The 18,008-nt window shown below is 59.0% G+C and carries 16 protein-coding genes and 1 pseudogene; 8 read left to right on the forward strand and 9 right to left on the reverse strand.

Annotation, left to right across the window (positions count from 1 at the left end):
• Positions 1-48 precede the first annotated feature (48 nt).
• Complete coding sequence (locus M8Q45_RS04580) at positions 49-1,395, forward strand: DEAD/DEAH box helicase (RefSeq protein ID WP_249873744.1); 1,347 nt, start codon at positions 49-51, stop codon at positions 1,393-1,395.
• Positions 1,396-1,614: 219 nt separating this feature from the next.
• On the opposite strand, the gene M8Q45_RS04585 is transcribed toward M8Q45_RS04580, so the two are convergent.
• Positions 1,615-1,890 (reverse strand): hypothetical protein, encoded by a 276-nt coding sequence (locus tag M8Q45_RS04585; protein ID WP_249873745.1) that lies wholly within the window; start codon positions 1,888-1,890, stop codon positions 1,615-1,617.
• A gap of 807 nt (positions 1,891-2,697) precedes the next feature.
• Here M8Q45_RS04585 and M8Q45_RS04595 point away from each other — a divergent pair.
• Entirely contained in the window at positions 2,698-3,861 is a 1,164-nt protein-coding gene (locus tag M8Q45_RS04595) for an RHS repeat-associated core domain-containing protein (protein ID WP_249873746.1), read from the forward strand.
• Between the two features lie 301 nt (positions 3,862-4,162).
• Here M8Q45_RS04595 and M8Q45_RS04600 read toward each other — a convergent pair whose 3' ends face one another.
• Positions 4,163-4,435: a hypothetical protein gene (locus tag M8Q45_RS04600; RefSeq protein WP_249873747.1), complete on the reverse strand. Its 273-nt coding sequence runs from the start codon at positions 4,433-4,435 to the stop codon at positions 4,163-4,165.
• A gap of 678 nt (positions 4,436-5,113) precedes the next feature.
• Here M8Q45_RS04600 and M8Q45_RS04605 point away from each other — a divergent pair.
• Positions 5,114-5,394, forward strand: a pseudogene (locus M8Q45_RS04605) (HigA family addiction module antitoxin).
• A gap of 99 nt (positions 5,395-5,493) precedes the next feature.
• On the opposite strand, the gene M8Q45_RS04610 reads toward M8Q45_RS04605, so the two are convergent.
• The gene (locus tag M8Q45_RS04610; RefSeq protein WP_249873748.1) at positions 5,494-6,225 is read right to left on the reverse strand and encodes a DUF899 domain-containing protein; all 732 of its coding nucleotides are present in this window, start codon (positions 6,223-6,225) and stop codon (positions 5,494-5,496) included.
• 189 nt (positions 6,226-6,414) lie between these two features.
• Between M8Q45_RS04610 and M8Q45_RS04615 the strand changes: the two genes are divergently transcribed.
• The gene (locus M8Q45_RS04615) at positions 6,415-6,807 is read left to right on the forward strand and encodes a hypothetical protein (RefSeq protein ID WP_030141150.1); all 393 of its coding nucleotides are present in this window, start codon (positions 6,415-6,417) and stop codon (positions 6,805-6,807) included.
• Positions 6,808-6,931: 124 nt separating this feature from the next.
• On the opposite strand, the gene M8Q45_RS04620 is transcribed toward M8Q45_RS04615, so the two are convergent.
• The 3 genes from M8Q45_RS04620 to M8Q45_RS04630 all read right to left on the reverse strand — a co-directional run bounded on the left by M8Q45_RS04620 (position 6,932) and on the right by M8Q45_RS04630 (position 9,120).
• Positions 6,932-7,798, reverse strand: a complete 867-nt coding sequence (locus M8Q45_RS04620; RefSeq protein WP_249873749.1) for a DUF6279 family lipoprotein — start codon at positions 7,796-7,798, stop codon at positions 6,932-6,934.
• 225 nt (positions 7,799-8,023) lie between these two features.
• Positions 8,024-8,734 carry a TorF family putative porin gene (locus tag M8Q45_RS04625; RefSeq protein ID WP_249873750.1) on the reverse strand — a complete coding sequence of 237 codons (711 nt, stop codon included), beginning with the start codon at positions 8,732-8,734 and terminating at the stop codon, positions 8,024-8,026.
• A 197-nt stretch (positions 8,735-8,931) separates the two neighbouring features.
• On the reverse strand, positions 8,932-9,120 hold the full coding sequence (locus M8Q45_RS04630; protein ID WP_018607615.1) for a PFL_1563 family small protein: 189 nt from the start codon (positions 9,118-9,120) through the stop codon (positions 8,932-8,934).
• Positions 9,121-9,450: 330 nt separating this feature from the next.
• Here M8Q45_RS04630 and M8Q45_RS04635 point away from each other — a divergent pair, with 330 nt between their 5' ends.
• Positions 9,451-10,287, forward strand: a complete 837-nt coding sequence (locus M8Q45_RS04635; protein ID WP_181287474.1) for a CvfB family protein — start codon at positions 9,451-9,453, stop codon at positions 10,285-10,287.
• 403 nt (positions 10,288-10,690) lie between these two features.
• On the forward strand, positions 10,691-12,145 hold the full coding sequence (locus tag M8Q45_RS04640; RefSeq protein WP_249873751.1) for an NCS1 family nucleobase:cation symporter-1: 1,455 nt from the start codon (positions 10,691-10,693) through the stop codon (positions 12,143-12,145).
• Here M8Q45_RS04640 and M8Q45_RS04645 read toward each other — a convergent pair whose 3' ends face one another.
• The gene (locus M8Q45_RS04645) at positions 12,146-13,318 is read right to left on the reverse strand and encodes an MFS transporter (RefSeq protein WP_249873752.1); all 1,173 of its coding nucleotides are present in this window, start codon (positions 13,316-13,318) and stop codon (positions 12,146-12,148) included. It lies immediately after the preceding gene.
• 103 nt (positions 13,319-13,421) lie between these two features.
• Here M8Q45_RS04645 and ptrR point away from each other — a divergent pair, with 103 nt between their 5' ends.
• Both ptrR and M8Q45_RS28370 read left to right on the forward strand, forming a co-directional pair.
• Complete coding sequence (gene ptrR, locus M8Q45_RS04650; protein WP_249873753.1) at positions 13,422-14,315, forward strand: putrescine utilization regulator PtrR; 894 nt, start codon at positions 13,422-13,424, stop codon at positions 14,313-14,315.
• A 138-nt stretch (positions 14,316-14,453) separates the two neighbouring features.
• Entirely contained in the window at positions 14,454-14,582 is a 129-nt protein-coding gene (locus M8Q45_RS28370; protein ID WP_256222727.1) for a PA1414 family protein, read from the forward strand.
• 241 nt (positions 14,583-14,823) lie between these two features.
• On the opposite strand, the gene M8Q45_RS04655 is transcribed toward M8Q45_RS28370, so the two are convergent.
• Both M8Q45_RS04655 and M8Q45_RS04660 read right to left on the reverse strand, forming a co-directional pair.
• Positions 14,824-16,212, reverse strand: a complete 1,389-nt coding sequence (locus M8Q45_RS04655) for a sodium:solute symporter family protein (RefSeq protein WP_249873754.1) — start codon at positions 16,210-16,212, stop codon at positions 14,824-14,826.
• A gap of 263 nt (positions 16,213-16,475) precedes the next feature.
• A complete protein-coding gene (locus M8Q45_RS04660) occupies positions 16,476-17,981 on the reverse strand; it encodes a purine-cytosine permease family protein (RefSeq protein ID WP_249877264.1) in 1,506 nt (501 codons plus the stop codon).
• Between the last annotated feature and the right edge of the window lie 27 nt (positions 17,982-18,008).

Raw genomic sequence — 18,008 nt, forward strand, 5'->3', positions numbered from 1 at the left:
CCGTTACCCTATGCAGCTGTTTTTTTGCATTTCTTCGAGGTAGCACCCGTGTTTTCCCAATTCGCCCTGCACGAACGCCTGCTCAAAGCCGTGGCCGAGCTTAAATTTGTCGAGCCAACCCCGGTGCAGGCAGCGGCTATTCCGCTCGCGCTCCAAGGGCGTGACCTGCGGGTGACGGCGCAAACCGGCAGCGGCAAGACCGCCGCGTTCGTGCTGCCGATCCTCAACCGCCTGATCGGCCCGGCCAAGGTCCGCGTCAGCATCAAGACCCTGATCCTGCTGCCGACCCGGGAACTGGCCCAGCAGACCTTGAAGGAAGTGGAGCGCTTCTCGCAGTTCACCTTCATCAAGTCCGGCTTGATCACCGGCGGCGAAGATTTCAAGGTCCAGGCTGCCATGCTGCGCAAGGTGCCGGACATCCTGATCGGCACCCCGGGGCGGATGATCGAGCAATTGAACGCCGGCAACCTCGACCTCAAGGAAGTCGAAGTGCTGGTGCTGGACGAAGCCGACCGCATGCTGGACATGGGCTTTGCCGAAGATGTGCAGCGCCTGGTGGACGAATGCGTCAACCGCCAGCAGACCATGCTGTTCTCTGCCACCACCGGCGGTTCGGGCTTGCGCGAGATGATCGCCAAGGTGCTGAACAACCCGGAGCATTTGCAGCTCAACGCGGTCAGCCAACTGAACTCCACCACCCACCAGCAGATCATCACCGCTGACCACAACCAGCACAAAGAGCAAATCGTGAACTGGCTGCTGGCCAACGAGACCTACGAAAAAGCCATCGTCTTCACCAACACCCGGGCCATGGCCGACCGCATCTACGGTCGCCTGGTGGCCCAGGAATACAAGGCGTTCGTGCTGCACGGCGAGAAAGACCAGAAGGACCGCAAGCTGGCCATCGACCGCCTGAAGCAGGGTGGCGTGAAAATCCTCGTCGCCACCGACGTCGCCGCCCGTGGCCTGGACGTGGATGGCCTGGACATGGTCATCAACTTCGACATGCCCCGCAGCGGCGACGAATACGTACACCGCATCGGCCGTACTGGCCGTGCCGGCAACGACGGCCTGGCGATCTCGCTGATCTGCCACGGTGACTGGAACCTGATGTCGAGCATCGAACGCTACCTCAAGCAGAGCTTCGAGCGCCGCACCATCAAGGAAGTCAAAGGCACCTACAGCGGGCCGAAGAAGGTCAAGGCATCGGGCAAGGCCGTTGGCGTGAAAAAGAAAAAGGTCGACGCCAAGGGCGACAAGAAGAAAACCGGCGCCAAGGCCCCGACCAAACGCAAGACCGCCAACCGCCCGAAGACCGACGCCCCGTCGCTGGTCAGCAAGGACGGCATGGCCCCGCTCAAGCGCCGCAAGCCAGAGGCGCCGGCGGCTGAGTGAGTTGGCGGTAGCGCTGCATGAAAAAACCGGACCTTGGGTCCGGTTTTTTTATGCACAGATGAATCTGACACGACGCCCGTGGCGAGGGGATTTATCCCCGCTGGGGCGCGAAGCGGCCCTAAATCTGGTAACTCGGTATGTCAGATTAATCGGGAGGGGTCGCAGCCCAGCGGGGATAAATCCCCTCGCCACAGAAGCTGGTCATGCCTGACCCCGCGATCACTCCGCCTTCTTCTGCGCCTCTTCCAACTCCTGCAGACGCTTGTCGATCAACTGGCACTTGTCCGGCAGATCCTTGCTGGAAGTCCCCAGATCCATGGCTTGCAGTTCGTCATTCATTTCCTTTGCCTTGGACGGGTCCTGCTCGGTGAGCTTGGCGACCTTGTCTGCCAGTTGCTCGCGCTTGAGGGTGGCTTCTTCAGGCGTGCACGTAGCCCAGGCGGGCAGGGCGCAGGTGAGGGTGGCGGCGAGGGTGAGTTTGATGAGGGTTTTCATGGCAGGGCCTCATATTCCTTGTTGGGCAGGTAATGGGTTGAGGCCCGGGGTGAGGGGAAAGTTCATTAGCTGGCGATTTGTCTGCTGCTTGGCAGATGTTCGATCGCTGTCCGTTTTGTAGGAAGTTTCCAGCTCAGCCCGGGACCTTTCGTACCCCCGTACCGGAGCTGTCTGATTTCAGATGAATGATCAGCTCAAGGGACAATGACTGGAGTGCTTCGATTGAAAGCGGCGGTGACTTAACCCTGGCCGCCGATCATATCGAGAATCGCAAGGATGTGTTCGAGGCTACGGGTGGGTCGGTTTCGGGTGCGATTGGGGTGCAGTGTTATTCGTGTGTTCGTCGTTTGAGGACTATAGCAGCAGTACCCAAGCTATATGGTTTGGGTTGAAAACTATCAGCCGGAAATTGTTCAAGACTCACCTCGCAATAGCTCTGGATCGGTGAGCAGCTTGAAGAAAGCATGAGCATTGCTGTTCGTGGCGTGCTGGCGCATACGGTGCTGTTGATGTCGGACGATTTGGCGTCTACGATTCAATCGGGCTGTGTCCTTGCTTGATCGGTGTGTGTTCGCGACTATCACCGTAGACCAAGGCCAGTCTTTTTTCTTTTTTTGCAGGCGTATCAGCTAGTTAGCCGTTAAGTAAGTGCCATTCAAATCTGTTCCCTTTTTGCCGCTTTTTGCTTTTTTGCCAAAAAATCTGGCTATTTCAGAGTATTCCTAGCAGTTCTGCTAGTAGGCAGCATTGGCCAATTGCGCAAGAGTGAAGGCCTGCTTCGACGGTCCTTCCAGGGAACACACCTTCATGCCAACGAACCACAAAAACCTGCTCTGTCACTATCATTACGACGCGCTGGATCGCCTGGTCAACTGCGCGCCCTCGATGCAGGCGAACACCCAGCGGTTTTATCTGAGAAACCGCCTGACCACAGAAATCCAGGGCCAGGTACAGCGCACGGTGTTTCAGCACGACGACCTGCTATTGGCGCAGCAACAGCGCCAGGGCAACGTCGTGAACACCGCCCTGCTGACCACCGACCAGCAACGTTCGGTGTTGAACGTACTCGATGCAGTGCAGCTTTATCCCTTCACTTACACACCTTACGGCCATCGTGCACCGGAAGATGGCTTGCTTAGCCTACTGGGATTCAATGGCGAGCGCCCTGACCCGGTGACCGGGCATTATTTGCTGGGCAATGGTTATCGGGCGTTTAACCCGGTATTGATGCGCTTTAACAGCCCGGATAGTTGGAGTCCGTTTGGGGAGGGTGGATTGAATGCGTATGCATACAGTATAGATCCCTTGAACTTCCTAGACCTCACTGGACATACTCCTCAGCCTATCAAGAATCTATTCAAGGTTCTGCCGGGAGTTACCCGAACAATAACCAGAACCCGTGCTGTCAGCAAGATGAACGTTGGCGCTCAAAAGCTAGCGGTGCAACCGGGAAAAATGGAGAATATTCGCCCTATCAACGAAGATATCTTCAGTTTTGAAGACCTCCATCGGGGGGCTAAACGACTTAATATTCTTGCACATGGGTCTCCGTCTTCATCGAAGAATGGCTATCACCGAATCGGCTCGGCGCGCGAAGCTCTATCTCCTGATGATTTATACGACGCAGGAACTAAGGCCGGAGTTAACTTCATCGACTCCGATAAAATTCGTTTATTAATCTGTTTCTCAGCTAATGGAAATTCCAACTCCTTCGCCGCGCGCCTGGCACAGCTAACGGGTAAACCAGTGAAAGGTTACGTTGGAAAAGTACTTACATCCCCAGGCACAACCATATTCAAAAGAGAATATTTACGAAAATCCCCTGACCTTCTGCTCAATGCGGATGGAAGTTATACATACAGTTGGGGGATGCTTGTCATAAAAAAACAACAAATCAGATTGAGTAGTAACAGAATTATTTCAGATCCGAACTTCCACTCTGTTACTTACAGTCAATTCAATAATCCTTAATAGCAGCCCTCTATCTTCTATGCTGCAATATTTAGCTCATTAATTTTACGTCACGGTTGAGGAAGTGAGAAAGGGGGCAATTTATTTTTCGAGCTGGGGCTGAGTTTTGGGTTTGTAAAATAAATTTGTCCCCTTTTTCATCCTTTTTCATCTGGCAGAGTTTCAATTTGTTGGGGAGGGCTGTGAGCTGCATGTCTATGACACCACGCAGCCTCAGCAGTGTATTCCCGTTACGAGTGTCCCTGACCTCTGATTCGATTTGCGAATGCGAAACGGGCGACTCGCAAGTCGCCCGTTTTCATTACTCCGCAGCCTGCGCCCGCAATCTTCGCCCAATCACATCCATCACATCACACCCATCGCGCAGCGATATCGTCAGCATTTTGCAGAAGTCGGATAGCACCACCGTATCGGAACTGATGTCCGAGCGAAATGCGATGTTTTCCAGCAGTTGGGTCACGGTGCGGATGCGGTAATCGGCGGTTTCGAAGAGGACGTCGAGTGGAGCTTCGGTGTCGATGAGCAGGGTGGCAGGCGTGCAGTCGACGCCAGTGATGGGCATGTATCTGGTCATAGCAAGAGCCTCGGAAGTTGATGAGCCTCTCTGTTGATGCGAGTCGCCAAACCCGGTCGTCTTTTTGAGCGACGAGGGACTATAGGCTGGCCCGCTCTAGTGCCACAAGACACCGCTTTCCGAGCTTTGTGTAGGACGTTTGGCCTAGCATTTGTCGGCTTAAAGCAAGCGACTGCTGTGCAGTCGAGCGGGAGCAAGCTCCCTCGCCACGGGGCGGTGCTCGGCTTGAAGATTGTGCTTATCCGCATCAGTGGCCGCAGGGCTTGGCCTCTTAGCGTCCGTTGGGATGCGGATAAGTCCTCGTTTCTTCCATTACGAGCTGTTTTGTCATCTGTCCGTTTGTAGGAAGTTTCAACCTTCGAGCGGGATCCTTCGTACTTCTATACGGGACGTGTCTGATTTCAGAATGACGGTTTCGACAGTAGTCTCTTTGGTCAGAGGGGCGCCGCGTCGAACCTTAGGTCTGATCAGTATGTGGTTGACGTGATTGGCTGCACCGTACGGCGAGGCGATGAGGTCTGCATGTCTCCACCCGATAGCTACTAGAAGGCATACGTTATGTCGGAAACATCGAAAACCGATTGGGAGCGCCTGCTCAAGATGAACGACTCGGACATCGATACCAGCGATATACCTCCGCTAGACGAGGACTTCTTCCACCGCGCCGAGCTGATTAACATGCACAACCCTCCCCATCCCGGGGTGTTCATTACTGAGACTTATCTAGAGCCGAACGGCATCAGCAGCCGTGAGCTGGCAGAAAAACTCGATGTAGCCCCCTCGGCACTGAACGGTGTCTTGAAGGGCACTAGCCCCGTGTCGCCCGAAATGGCGATGCGGTTGTCTGTAGTATTTGGCCGCTCGCCGGAGAGTTGGCTGGCGATGCAGGATGCTTACGATCTCTGGGTGGCTCGTCAGCACGTTGATTTGTTGTAGTTAAGAAGCTCGCTTTCGCCTAAGCCATCCTGTTGGTGCCCGCGGACACAGAAGGCGACTGCTACGCAGCCGAGCGGGAGCAAGCTCCCTCGCCACGTCGCTCGACTGGACGGGCTGACGTATCAGCTGTGGCAGCAACTATGGGGCTTGGCCTCTTCGTATTTATCGTGATGTCGCACCCAGTCCATGATTTCGTCTTCGTTGCGGCCCTTGGGCGTCAGGTCGAGGTAGTTGTAGGTGCCGACCAGGATGTCGAGGCCGCGGGCGTAGGTGGAGTAGGTGTGGAAGATGTCGCCGGCTTCGTTGCGATAGAAGACGCTGAGGCCTGGGAGTTCGCCTTCGGCGGTGTCGGTTCTTTCGTAGTTGTAGGTGGCTTTTCCGGCGGCGCTGTCTTCGGCTTTGAAGCTGACGCCGAAGTCGTAGTTGAAGTCGCAGCCCTCGGATGAAACCCAGTCGAAGGCCCAGCCCATGCGGCGTTTGAAGGGTTGGAATTCGGCGAAGGGGGCGCGGGAGACGGCGACCACGGCGACGTCGTGGTGGGCCAGGTGTTGGTTGGCGCCGTCGATATGATCGGACAGGAACGAGCAGCCTTGGCAGCCTTCGGCCCAGCCGGGGCCGAACATGAAGTGGTAGATGATCAGTTGGCTGCGGCCGCCGAACAGGTCGGCCAGGCTCAGTTCGCCGTGGGGACCTTGGAAGCGGTAGGGTTTGTCGATTTTTACCCAGGGCAGGGCGCGGCGTTCGGCGCTGAGTTTGTCTCGTTCGCGGGTGAAGGCTTTTTCGTGGGCCAGGTGTTCGCGGCGGGCGGCGAGCCATTCTTCACGCGAGACGACCGGAAGGTGCTCGATGTTCATGGGGCTTCTCCTCAGGGATGGATTTTACCGACGATTGCAACGGTTAGTCGTTTGGCTGGCGGCGGATTCGACAAACCGTTGGTCGGCTTGTGGATAAGGGCGGTCGAAAACCCGGCTGAACGGCGCTGAACCGCTTCGGTCACACGTTAGGTAGGCATCTCTCTCTCAAGCTTTAGAGGATGGACCAGGATGACGACTTATAACTGGGACTTGATCGAACGGTTGCTCCACGAAGTGCAGAACGGCGCCGGCCACAGTTTCACCCCTCGGCCTTATGCGGAGCAGCACGCGGCGGAAAAGGCGGCTCAGGGCGAGGAAATCGAGAACCTCGATCATCTGAAAGCGGTCGCCGGGGAGTACGAAAAATTACTGCTGGAGCGTGGGTATATCGAGCCCCGGCCAGAGGAGGAGGGCGGCAACGGCGAGAATTTCGTGCTGACGCCTCGCGGCTCGCGGTTGTTGAGCCTGATCGACAGCAGCATTCCGGGCAATGATCATCCGCGCCAGGTGTTGGATGAGCAGGAAGATGCGCTGGATGAGTTTACCTTTGATGATCTGGCTTCTAAGGCGCAGATTGCCTGATGGTCTGCGCTGAACCCTGTGGGAGCGAGCTTGCTCGCGATAGCGGTCTGACATTCAACTGATGTGTTGCCTGTTCAGCCATTATCGCGAGCAAGCTCGCTCCCACATTGGATCTACAGTGGTTTTACGAGCGCGCCGTCTTCAAGCATTTCAGATCACTGAAATCCTTCTTCACCCCATCGATCTTCTGCAACAACCGTTCACGCTGCGCCGGGGTGCTGTTGGCCATCAGGTCCACCAGCAGGCTGCGGGCCTGGGCTTCGGTTTTGTTGTAGGCCTCGCGGTAAGCGGGCGTCCATAGGCTCTCGCGGTTGACCAACAGTTGTTCGATGCGTTTCGGGAAGTCCGGGCTGTGGCGCTGGGCGACGGCTTCGCTGAACTGGTTTTGCCAGTGGGCGCGGTTGGCGATCCATTGCTGGTTCTGGTCGCCCAGGGCGGTGGACCAAGCCAACACCCGCTGGCGCTGTGCGTCGTTGATCGGGCCGATCCAGTCGTTGAGGCGTTTCTCCATGCGCTCGGCGCGCTCCTTGATCTGCTGGTCCAAGGTCGGCTTGAGGTATTCACGCTGCCGCTTGCGCTGGTCCTTGACGAACGCGGCGTCCATGTCGGCAACCTGCTCGTCGCTCAGGCCCTGCAGCAATTCGATGGCCGAAGGTGTGATCGCCCGGGCGGTCTCGGCGATCGCGGCCTTGGCCTCGCGGGTACGCTGCTGCAAGGCTTCATCAGTCACCTGGTTGGTCTGCACCATGGTCTTCAGGCGGTCGAGCCAGTCCAGGTAGCCGGGCAATTGCGTGGTGCAATGCCAGCTCAAGTGCTCCTTGAGGCGATCGTCGAACCAGTCTTTTTGCTGACCGTTGATCTCCAGGTAATCGTTGAGTGTCCAGGGAATGATCAGGTCGAGGTTGCGGTAGGCCAGGCCGACACGGCTGCAAGCGGTGAGTGTCAGCAGCAGGGCGAGGAACATGGCGGTGCGTGTTAACCAGCGCGACATGAGCGAGTCCTTGCGAAAGCGGAGGTGCTTTGTTTGAACATGGCAGGCGCGCGGCAGTTCAGCCGATTGAATAAGTAACGCTTAGGCTTTGTACGAAAAGTCGCCGAGCGGCGATCAGGCAAGGCGAAAACAGGCGAGGAAGCGCAGTTGACTGGTTGTCAATGAGCATTCCGAGCCTGTTTTCAACGTAGCATGATCGTCGCGCAGGCATTTTTCGTACAAAGCCTAGTAAAAAGGATGGGCCATCTTCAGGGTCAACAGGCTATCGCATTCGCTGTTGTGGCCGGAGTACGCCGAACAGCTGCTACCGCTGAGGCTTGAGTCGCTGTAGATCAGGTCCAGGTCGATGCCTCGCCACGGACGGGAAATTTTCAGCGACCAGTCACTGAAACTGCCTACATAACCATCTTCCACCGAGACTGGAGTATTGAGTTGGTGGGTGGTGTATTTGGCGCTGATGCCGATGCCGAAGGGCACGTTGCCACCGAGGTCGGCAAACAGGGTGCTGTTCTGTTTGTCCGGGTCGTTGCTCAACGCCGCACCGAAGCGGCTGCCGAGGATGGTCAGGCCGCCGTAGAATTCCTGGCTGTCGAGGGTGTCGACGGTGGGGTAGCTGTAGTGGATCAGGCCGACTTCGTAGCCCAGGGTCTGGTCGAAAGGGTGTTTGAAGCCCATGTAGGAATCGACTTCAAGGTCGGCGGAGTAGCCGGCACTGGGTGACCATTGTCCGACGTACCAGCCACTGTCGTGGCTCAGGTCCAGGCCGCCGTGGAACGAGCCGGTGCTCGACGGTGTGACCAGGCCTTGGGCCATGCTGCGGCTGGGGGTGGTGCCGAGCTTGAGGTCGAAGTCACCGAGCTCGCGCTGGAATACCTGCCCATAGGCAAAGGGGCAAGCGAGCAGGCTGAACGTCAGCAGGACAATAGGAATGCGCATGCTTCACTCCATGAATAGCGAGGAGCAGGGAACCGTAACCAAGCTGGAACGCTTGAGTTAGAGAGGTGCAAGCATACCGGCGAATGTTCGGCAGCGATGGCCGTTCGTCGATTTCTGCGGGAATGGATTTCAGGAGAGGGGTTCCAGCCCAAGCGCTTCGGGATTCAAAGCGCTTTGGGACCAGGTGACGCGGGGGATTACTTCTTGCCCAGGCTGATCTGCTTGGACGGACCGAAGGTCTGGCCGCTGACACCTTTGGCAATCTGCTGGATTTCACCGCCGGACTTGAGGAACGCAGCGATCTGGTCGTTGATCGACTCGCTGGTTTCAACGGCTGGAGCTGGCTTTGCTTTGCTGTTGGATGCTTTTACGCGCATGACGGCCATTAACCTATGGATAATTAATTGGGCCAGGCATCGTACAGGAAATACTTGACAATTGCTTGGCAAATATCCCCTTGGATTATTTTCGCCAAGGTCTGAATATCGGCCGATGCATGCCTGTTTATTACTGCTAAGCCACTGTTTTTAAATAACAACCGTGCCTTTTATTCAAAGCTGAAGCGGCACGGCTCGACCCCTTCGCCGTCTGACGAATGGCCTTGTCAAAGGCGAAAACCCTTGAAAATCAAGGCCTAGATGGGCAGATCCTTCAACGTCACGAATCGCACCGCAAAACCGGGTAGAATGCCGCCCACGCAATGAGGGTATTTGGAAATGGCTTTAGTCGGGCGCTACAACAGTTTGCAAGTGGTTAAACACACCAACTTCGGTTTATACCTGGACGGCGGCGCGGACGGTGAAATCCTCCTGCCCAACCGTTATATCCCCAAGGATATTCCCAGTGAAGATGAAGACTGGCTCAATGTTTTCATTTATCTGGACAGCGACGACAAACTGATCGCCACCACGGAAAAACCGAAAGTCCAGGTTGGGGAATTCGCCAGCCTGAAAGTGGTTGAAGTCAACAGCATTGGCGTGTTCCTGGACTGGGGCCTGCCAAAGGACCTGCTGCTGCCGTATTCCGAAGAAAAACGCCAACTGACGGCGGGCGAGTACTGCGTGGTACACGTCTACCTCGACAAGCACACCCGCCGCATCACCGCCACCGCGCGGTTGGATCGTTATCTGGACAAGACGCCGGCCAACTACACGCCTGGGCAGGAAGTCGATTTGCTGGTTGCCGAAGCCACCGACATGGGCTTCAAGGCGATCATCAATAACAAGCACTGGGGCTTGATCCACAAGAACGAAATCTTCAAGTTCATGCGCGCCGGCAAACAGGAAAAGGGTTTCATCAAGGAAATCCGTCCGGACGGCAAGATCAGCTTGAGTTTGCAGCCGGTGGGTCAGGAAGCGGCCACCAGCCTCAACGCGAAGATCCTCGCCAAGTTGCGTGAGAACAACGGCACGCTGCCGGTCAGCGACAAGAGCGACCCGGTGTTGATCAGCAGTCTGTTTGGCGTGAGCAAGGGCAACTTCAAGAAGGCCATTGGTGCGCTGTACAAGAATGGGCAGATTGTCATTCATGCTGATCGTATTGAGCTGACTTGACCAAACGCAGAATCCCGGCCCTATAGCCACACTGTGGCGAGGGAGCTGGCCCCTGCAGGCGCTGGCGAAGCCTGCGATCTTTCGACTCAATGGGCGTTGGAAAGATCGCAGCCTCGCTTCGCTCGACAGCTCCTACAAAGCCCAGCGGGGATAAATCCCCTCGCCACAAATCATCGCTGTATACAAAAATATTGCACCTTAACCACGCATCTACGCCCCGTTCGTGGGCGTTTGCCTGTGCTCGCCAGGCTTCTTCCTGCTCCGCAAACCACGGTTTGTCTCGCATCCAGCGCCTATGGCACGCATTCTGCGTAGCAACCCGTATACAAACCATGCCGGCTCCCGTGCGCAGTGTGGTGGACAATCAACTCGGGGGCACGGCGGCACCCAAAGGAGCCCCGCAATGTCCGAGCAATTGCCCAACGGCTACAGCCCCCGCCTCTATAACGAAGACCTGGGCCCGCTGCCGCAGAAATGGAATTGGTACAACATCTTCGCGTTCTGGATGAGCGATGTGCACAGCGTCGGCGGCTATGTGTTTGCCGCCAGCCTGTTCGCCCTGGGCCTGGCGAGTTGGCAGGTGCTGATCGCGTTGCTCGGCGGGATTTGCATCGTGCAATTGATCGCCAATCTGGTCGCGAAGCCGAGTCAACAGGCGGCGGTGCCTTATCCGGTCATTTGCCGGCTGGCATTCGGCGTGTTCGGGGCAAATATCCCGGCGGTGATTCGCGGGCTGATCGCGGTGGCCTGGTATGGGATCCAGACGTATCTGGCGTCAAGTGCGCTGATCATCGTAGTCCTGCGGTTTTTTCCTTCGATGGAAGCCTACGCGACACCTCATTTTGCCGGCTTGTCCTACCTGGGCTGGTTCGGTTTCCTCAGCCTGTGGTTCGTCCAGGCGCTGGTGTTCTGGACCGGCATGGAGTCGATCCGTCGTTTCATCGATTGGGCTGGGCCGGTGGTGTACGCCGTGATGTTCCTGCTGGCCGGTTGGATTGTCTGGAAGGCCGGTTGGAGCAACATCAGTTTTACCCTGGCGGAAAAATCCTTATCGGGTTGGCAGGCATTCGGCCAAGTGATCGTGGCGACGGCCCTGGTGGTGTCCTACTTTTCGGGTCCGACCTTGAATTTCGGCGATTTCAGTCGGTACTGCCGGAGCATGTCCGACGTACGTCGTGGAAACTTCTGGGGCTTGCCGGTGAATTTCCTCGCGTTCTCCCTGGTCACCGTGGTGATTGTTTCCGGCACGTTGCCGGTGTTCGGTGAGATGCTCCACGATCCGATCGTCACCGTGGCGCGCATCGACAACAACGTCGCCGTCCTGCTGGGCGCCTTTGCCTTCGTCACCGCGACGATCGGCATCAACATCGTCGCCAACTTCGTGTCCCCGGCCTTCGACTTCGCCAACGTCGCGCCGAGCAAGATCAGTTGGCGCGCCGGCGGCATGATTGCGGCGGTGGCTTCGATTTTCATCACGCCGTGGAATCTGTTCAACAACCCTGAAGTGATCCACTACACCCTGGACGTCCTGGCGGCGTTCATCGGCCCGTTGTTTGGCATCCTGCTGGTGGATTACTACCTGATCAAGAAGCAGCAGATCGATGTCGATTCGCTGTTCAACGACGGCCCGACTGGGCGTTATTACTACAGCGGGGGTATCAACTGGACAGCGGTGAAGGCGTTGATCCCGGCGACGCTGATGGGCGTGGCGATCACGTTCACGTCGTTTCTCCAACCGATGGCCAACTTTGCCTGGTTCACCGGCTGCTTCCTCGGCGGTGTGTTGTATTTCGCCTTGGCGCGACGCGAACCTTTCCCACAACTGAACACATCGTTGAACCCGGCCGGCCAGGCCTGATCAACGCAGGACAGTTTGGGCGCAGTGCTTCGCCGCGCTTCGGTTGGCAGGCCGCAGCAACAGGCCGCCCGCCAGCACCAGGCCACTGCCGGCAATGATCAGCGCGGGTTGCAAGCCGCCACTGAAATGGCTGCTCAGCGCCGCCAGCAACGGTCCGCTGAGCTGGCCGATGGCGAAACATGCGGTCAGTAGACCGATGTTGCGCTGGATGGCATGGGGCGCCAGTTCACGGGAGCGCAGCACCATCAATTGCATGCAAGCCAGGAACGGCGTGCCACACAGGATCACGCCCAGCGCCAATCCCGCGCCGCTGCCCAGCAGGCAGGCAAACACGCCAGCGGCTTGCAGCCACAAGGTCGCCATCAGCCATCGGCTGGTGGTGTTCGGGTCGGGCTTGCGCAGGCTCACCAACAGCACGCCGATGGCGGCGGCCAGGCCGAAGCAAGGCCAGAACAGGTCGGCCTGCCATTGCCCGTGGAACTGGGCGGAAGCCATCTGCGACAGGAAGGTCGCCGGAATGATGTAGCCCACGCCATATAAGGCGTAGACCACGCAGAGCCGGGCGATGCCGCGGTTGCAGGTCACGGCGGCTGGCGCTGCAACAGTGGCCGCAGGCACGGGTTTCGGCAGGGCCGGCAGGATCACCAGCAACATCAACAGCGCCGCCCCGGCGTATACCAGCCACAAGATGTCGGATGTCTGGCCCAACAGGTTCGAGCCAAGCGCCAGCAAGCCGGTCAGAAAAATCCCCAAACCGGGTCCGGCGAATACCAGTGCGCCCAGCCGTGGGCGGCCCGTCGCCGCAGCCAAGGGTTGGCTCAGGGCGGTAATCATCACCATCACCCAGGCGCTCGCCACGCCCGTGCCGAAGCGCAACGCCAGGTGCGCCCAGAAGCCCCAGGCCCAGTACGACGCGAGGGTCAGCAGCACACACAGCCAAAGGCCTGCAAATAAACGCCGGCGTACCTGCTCCGGACGCCGCGCGAACATCGCGTCGAGCGCGCCGAGTAAATATCCCAGGTAGTTGGCGGCGGCGATCAGACCGGCGGCGGTCAAGTCCACCTGACCTTCGCCGATCAAATGAGGTAACTGCGGTGTAAGGGCGAAGCGGCCAATGCCCATGGCCATCATCAGGGCAATGAAGCTGGCGAGGAGGCGAATCAAGGGCGACATGGTCGATCTCCGGTGTCGAGGTGATTGACCGTCAGGCTAGAACCGATTGACTTTCATTAAAAATGAATAATAGTGAGCAACTTGTTCGTTTTTGGAGAAGGTCGTGGAGTTCAGCCAGTTACGAATTTTCCAAGCGGTGGCCGAAGAGGGTTCCATCACTCGGGCCGCCGAGCGTCTGCACCGGGTGCCATCGAACCTGTCGACCCGGCTCAAGCAGCTCGAAGAGCAGTTGGGCGTGGATCTTTTCCTAAGGGAGCGTCAGCGTTTGCAGTTGTCGCCCGCGGGAAAAGTCCTGTTGGACTATGCGACCAAGCTGTTCGCCTTACATGACGAAGCTCACGCGGCGGTGCAGGGCGGCCAGCCGGCCGGGGATTTTGTCCTGGGCACGATGTACAGCACGGCGGCGACGCATTTGCCGGACCTGCTGGCGGCTTATCACCGGGCTTATCCGGCGGTGAACCTGCAAGTGCAATCGGGGCCGAGTGGGGAGTTGCTTGAAGGCCTGCTCACCAATCGCCTCGATGCGGCGCTGGTGGACGGCCCGCTGGAACTGGCGGGGTTGGATGGCGTGCCGTTGTGCGACGAGCGGTTGGTGTTGATCACTGAGACCGATCATCTGCCGGTGCGCAGTGCGCTGGATGTGCAGGGCCGTGCGGTGTTCACTTTCCGGCGTGGCTGTTCCTATCGGATGCGCCTGGAAGCCTGGTTCGCCCACGACCATGCAACCATGGGCCGGGCGATGGAGATCGAGTCATACCAGGGAATGTTGGCCTGTGTGATTGCCGGCTCCGGGGTGGCGCTGATGTCCGAGTCGATGCTCGCCAGCCTGCCGGGGCGCGAACGTGTCATGGTGCATCCGCTGGCCGAGCCGTTTGCCAGTGCGACGACGTGGTTGATGTGGCGCAAAGGCATGGTCGGCGCCAACCTGAACGCCTGGATCGAATTGCAACAACAAGCCTGGCCGCGTACGCCAATGATCCCGGCGCAATCGGCTTGAACTCACCACCTGGGATTTGGATCAATTCAGTAACAGATCATTGCAATCTGTAACGAGCATTGAACAGGACTTCGGACTATTATCAGTGCGAAGGGGCCACAGAAATCTGCCGCTCGCACCACCTGAGGGGGCACCACGATGAAAGAGAAAATCCAGAACTGGCTTCATGACCTGGGTGTCGCGCTTGGCCTGATCGAGCCGCCCATGCAGCCGATACCGATCCGCACTGACGACGAGCAACGTCGCCGCCAGCCGCGCCGCCGGTAAACCCACCAGGAATTTGGAGAGATCGCAGTTCCGGACCATTTCAATCGAGATGGCCCGGAACTGCGATCTTTTTATTGGCGGAGTGAGTCCCTGTGGCGAGGGAGCTCTCGCTGGGTGCTGTAGGAGCTGGCGAAGCCTGCGATCTTTTGATCGTTCGCTTGAGATTCAAGCGTCTGAGGAAAGATCGCAGCCTCGTTGCACTCGACAGCTCCTACCGGGCGGTGACGCTGTGCCATACCGATCAAGCCGCCTTGGCCACCACATTCGACCTTGGCGACAGCAAACTCACCACCACGAAACTCACCAATGCCACGCTCAGGCTGTAGTAGATCGGCGTATTCGCGTCCAGCCCATCCTTGAACATGAAGAACAGTGCCGTCACGAAGCCCAGCGACATGCTGCTGATCGCGCCCGCGGTGGTCGCGCGTTTCCAGTAGATGGCGCCGATCAGCGGGATCAGCATGCCGCCCACCAGCAGGTTGTAGGCCAGGGTCAGGGCGCTGATGACGTCACTGACCACCAGGGCGATTGCCAGGACCACGGCGCCCAGCAGCAGGGTCGCGATGCGGTTTTCATGGACGTCGCCGTTGCCGCTTTCACGCCCCTGGCGCAGACGCGGCAGGAGGTCCTGGACGACGGTGGTCGAGGCCGCCAGCAGTCCCGCCGCTGCGGTGGACATCAGCGCCGCGAGGGCCGCGGCGATCACCAGGCCGCGGATCCCGTTGGGCAAGCTGTGTTGCACCACGCTTGCAAAGGCGTTGTTGACGTTTTCCAGGTCCGGCAGCAACACCTTGGCCGCCATGCCGATCAGCGCACCGGCCAGGCCGTAGAGCACGCAGTACAGGCCGGCGGCGGTGCCGGCGACTTTGGCCACGCCTTCGCTGCGGGCGGTGAATACCCGCTGCCAGATGTCCTGGCCGATGAAGATGCCGAAAAAGTAGATCAGGAAGTACGTGACGATGGTGTCCCAGCCAATCGCGGTGAAATCGAAATAGCGCGCCGGCAAGGCCGCCACCATCGCGTCCCAGCCACCGGCGTCACTGATGGACATCGGCATCAGCAAGAACACCAGGCCGATGGTCATGATCAGGAACTGCACGATGTCGGTCAGGGTCAGCGACCACATGCCGCCGATGGTGGAATACAGCACCACCACGCCGCCGCCCACCAGGATCGACACCCAGAAGGGCAGGCCGAACAGCACCTGCATGACCGTGCCGATGGCGATGGTCGACGTGGCGCCGATCATCAGCGCGTAGACCAGCATGATCAGTGCGCTGGCGTGGCGCGCGGCCGGGTTGTAGCGGCGCTCCAGCACCTGGGTCACGGTGTAGATCTTGAGCTTGAGCAACGGCTTGGCGAGGAACAGGCTCAGCCCGACGATGCCCAGGCCGATGGCGCCGCACAGCCAGAATCCGGAAATGCCATGGACATAGCCCAGGCGCACGGTGCCGATGGTCGAGGCGCCGCCGAGCACGGTGGCGGCCATGGTGCCCAGGTAAAAGCCCGGGCCGAGGTTACGCCCGGCGACGAGGTAGTCGTCACGGGTCTTGGCGCGGCGCATGCCGTACCAGCCGAGGGCGATCATGCCGGTGGCGTAGATGAGAACGACGATTAAATCCAAGGCCATGATGGCGTGTCTCCGATTGTCTTTTTTATGTACGGGATGAAGTGCTGCTGTCCCTGGCGAACGAGCTTTTGTGGCGAGGGAGCTTGCTCCCGCTCGACTCTGTAGGAGCTGGCGAAGCCTGCGATCTGGGACTCAAGTGTGTTGGGAAAGATCGCAGCCTCGTTGCACTCGGCAGCTCCTACACAGCTCCTACACAGCTCCTGCACGGCTCCTACGGACGCAACCCAGCGGGAGCAAGCTCCCTCGCCACGGGAATCGGTCAGTCAGGCGGTCTGCCGCAGTTCTGACGGGGTGAGCGGATCAGTGCTCCGCGGATCCTGCGGCCCATACACCGCCGCCGGTTCCGGAAACAGCCCCAGCAACACCAGGTACACCACCGACGCCAGCCCCAGGGTCACCGGCAGGCTGATGTCGATCCCACCGGCCAATTCCCCTAGCGGGCCGACGAACTGCCCAGGCAGGTTGACGAAGCACAGGCCGACCAATGCGCTGGGAATCCACGCGCCCAGGCCACGCCAGTTCCAGCCGTGGCTGAACCAGTAGCGTCCGCCGGTTTCGCCGCGGGTGAACACCTGCAGGTCATCCGGGCAGTAGAAGCCACGACGCACCAGCAGGCCGATGATCATGATCACCATCCACGGCGTGGTGCAGGTGATGATCAGCACGGCGAAGGTCGACACGCTCTGCACCAGGTTCGCCGCGAAGCGACCGATGAAGATGAAGGCAATCGACAGCACGCCGATCAGCAGCGTTGCCTTGACCCGCGACAGCAGCCGTGGGAACACGCTGGACATGTCCAGCCCGGTGCCATAGAGCGAGGTGGTGCCGGTGGACATGCCGCCAATCACCGCGATCAGGCACACCGGCAGGAAGAACCAGCCCGGCGAAACCGCGAGCAGCCCACCCACGTAGTTGTTGGCCGCGATGTAGTCCGGCGCCTTGATCGCGACGATGGTGGCCGTGGCGAGGCCGAACAGGAACGGGATCAAGGTCGCCAGTTGCGCGGCGATCACGGCCAGCATGATGCGCGGCTTGGGCGTGTTGCGCGGAATGTAGCGCGACCAGTCACCCAGGAAGGCCCCGAAGGAAATCGGGTTGCTCATTGCGACCAGCGCCGCGCCGATGAAGGCGGCGTAGAAGCCCGGTTGGCCGAGGGCGACGGTGCCGGCGAACTGGCTGTCGAAGCTTGGCGCGAAGGCGAAGATGCCCAGCAGGAACAACAGGCTGGCGGCCCACACGGCGATGCGATTGACCCACAGCATGAAGCGAAAGCCGTAGATGCACACCGTCAACACCAACAGGGCGAACAGGCCGTAGGCCAGGCCCAGGCTCAGGTCGGTTTCCGGCACGCCGACCAGTCGCTTGGCGCCGCCGATCAAGGCATCGCCCGAACTCCATACCGACAGCGAGAAAAACGCGATGGCGGTCAGCAGCGACAGGAACGAGCCGACGATTCGCCCGTGCACGCCGAAATGCGCACCGGAAGACACCGCGTTGTTGGTGCCGTTGAGCGGGCCGAACAGGCCCATCGGCGCGAGGATGATCGAACCGACCAACACGCCCAGGACGATCGCCCAGACCCCGGCCTGGAAGGATAGGCCGAACAGCACCGGGAAACTGCCGAGCACGGCGGTGGCAAAGGTGTTGGCGCCGCCGAAGATCAGTCGAAACAGATCACCCGGGCCGGCGGTTCGTTCATGGTCCGGGATCTGCTCGACCCCGTTGGTTTCAATCTGCGTAAGGCTTTTATCGTTATTGTTATGCATGATCTGCTCCGATCATCGAGGCGCGTTCAT

It is taken from the genome of Pseudomonas sp. T1.Ur, from assembly GCF_023516725.1.
Lineage (GTDB): Bacteria > Pseudomonadota > Gammaproteobacteria > Pseudomonadales > Pseudomonadaceae > Aquipseudomonas > Aquipseudomonas alvandae.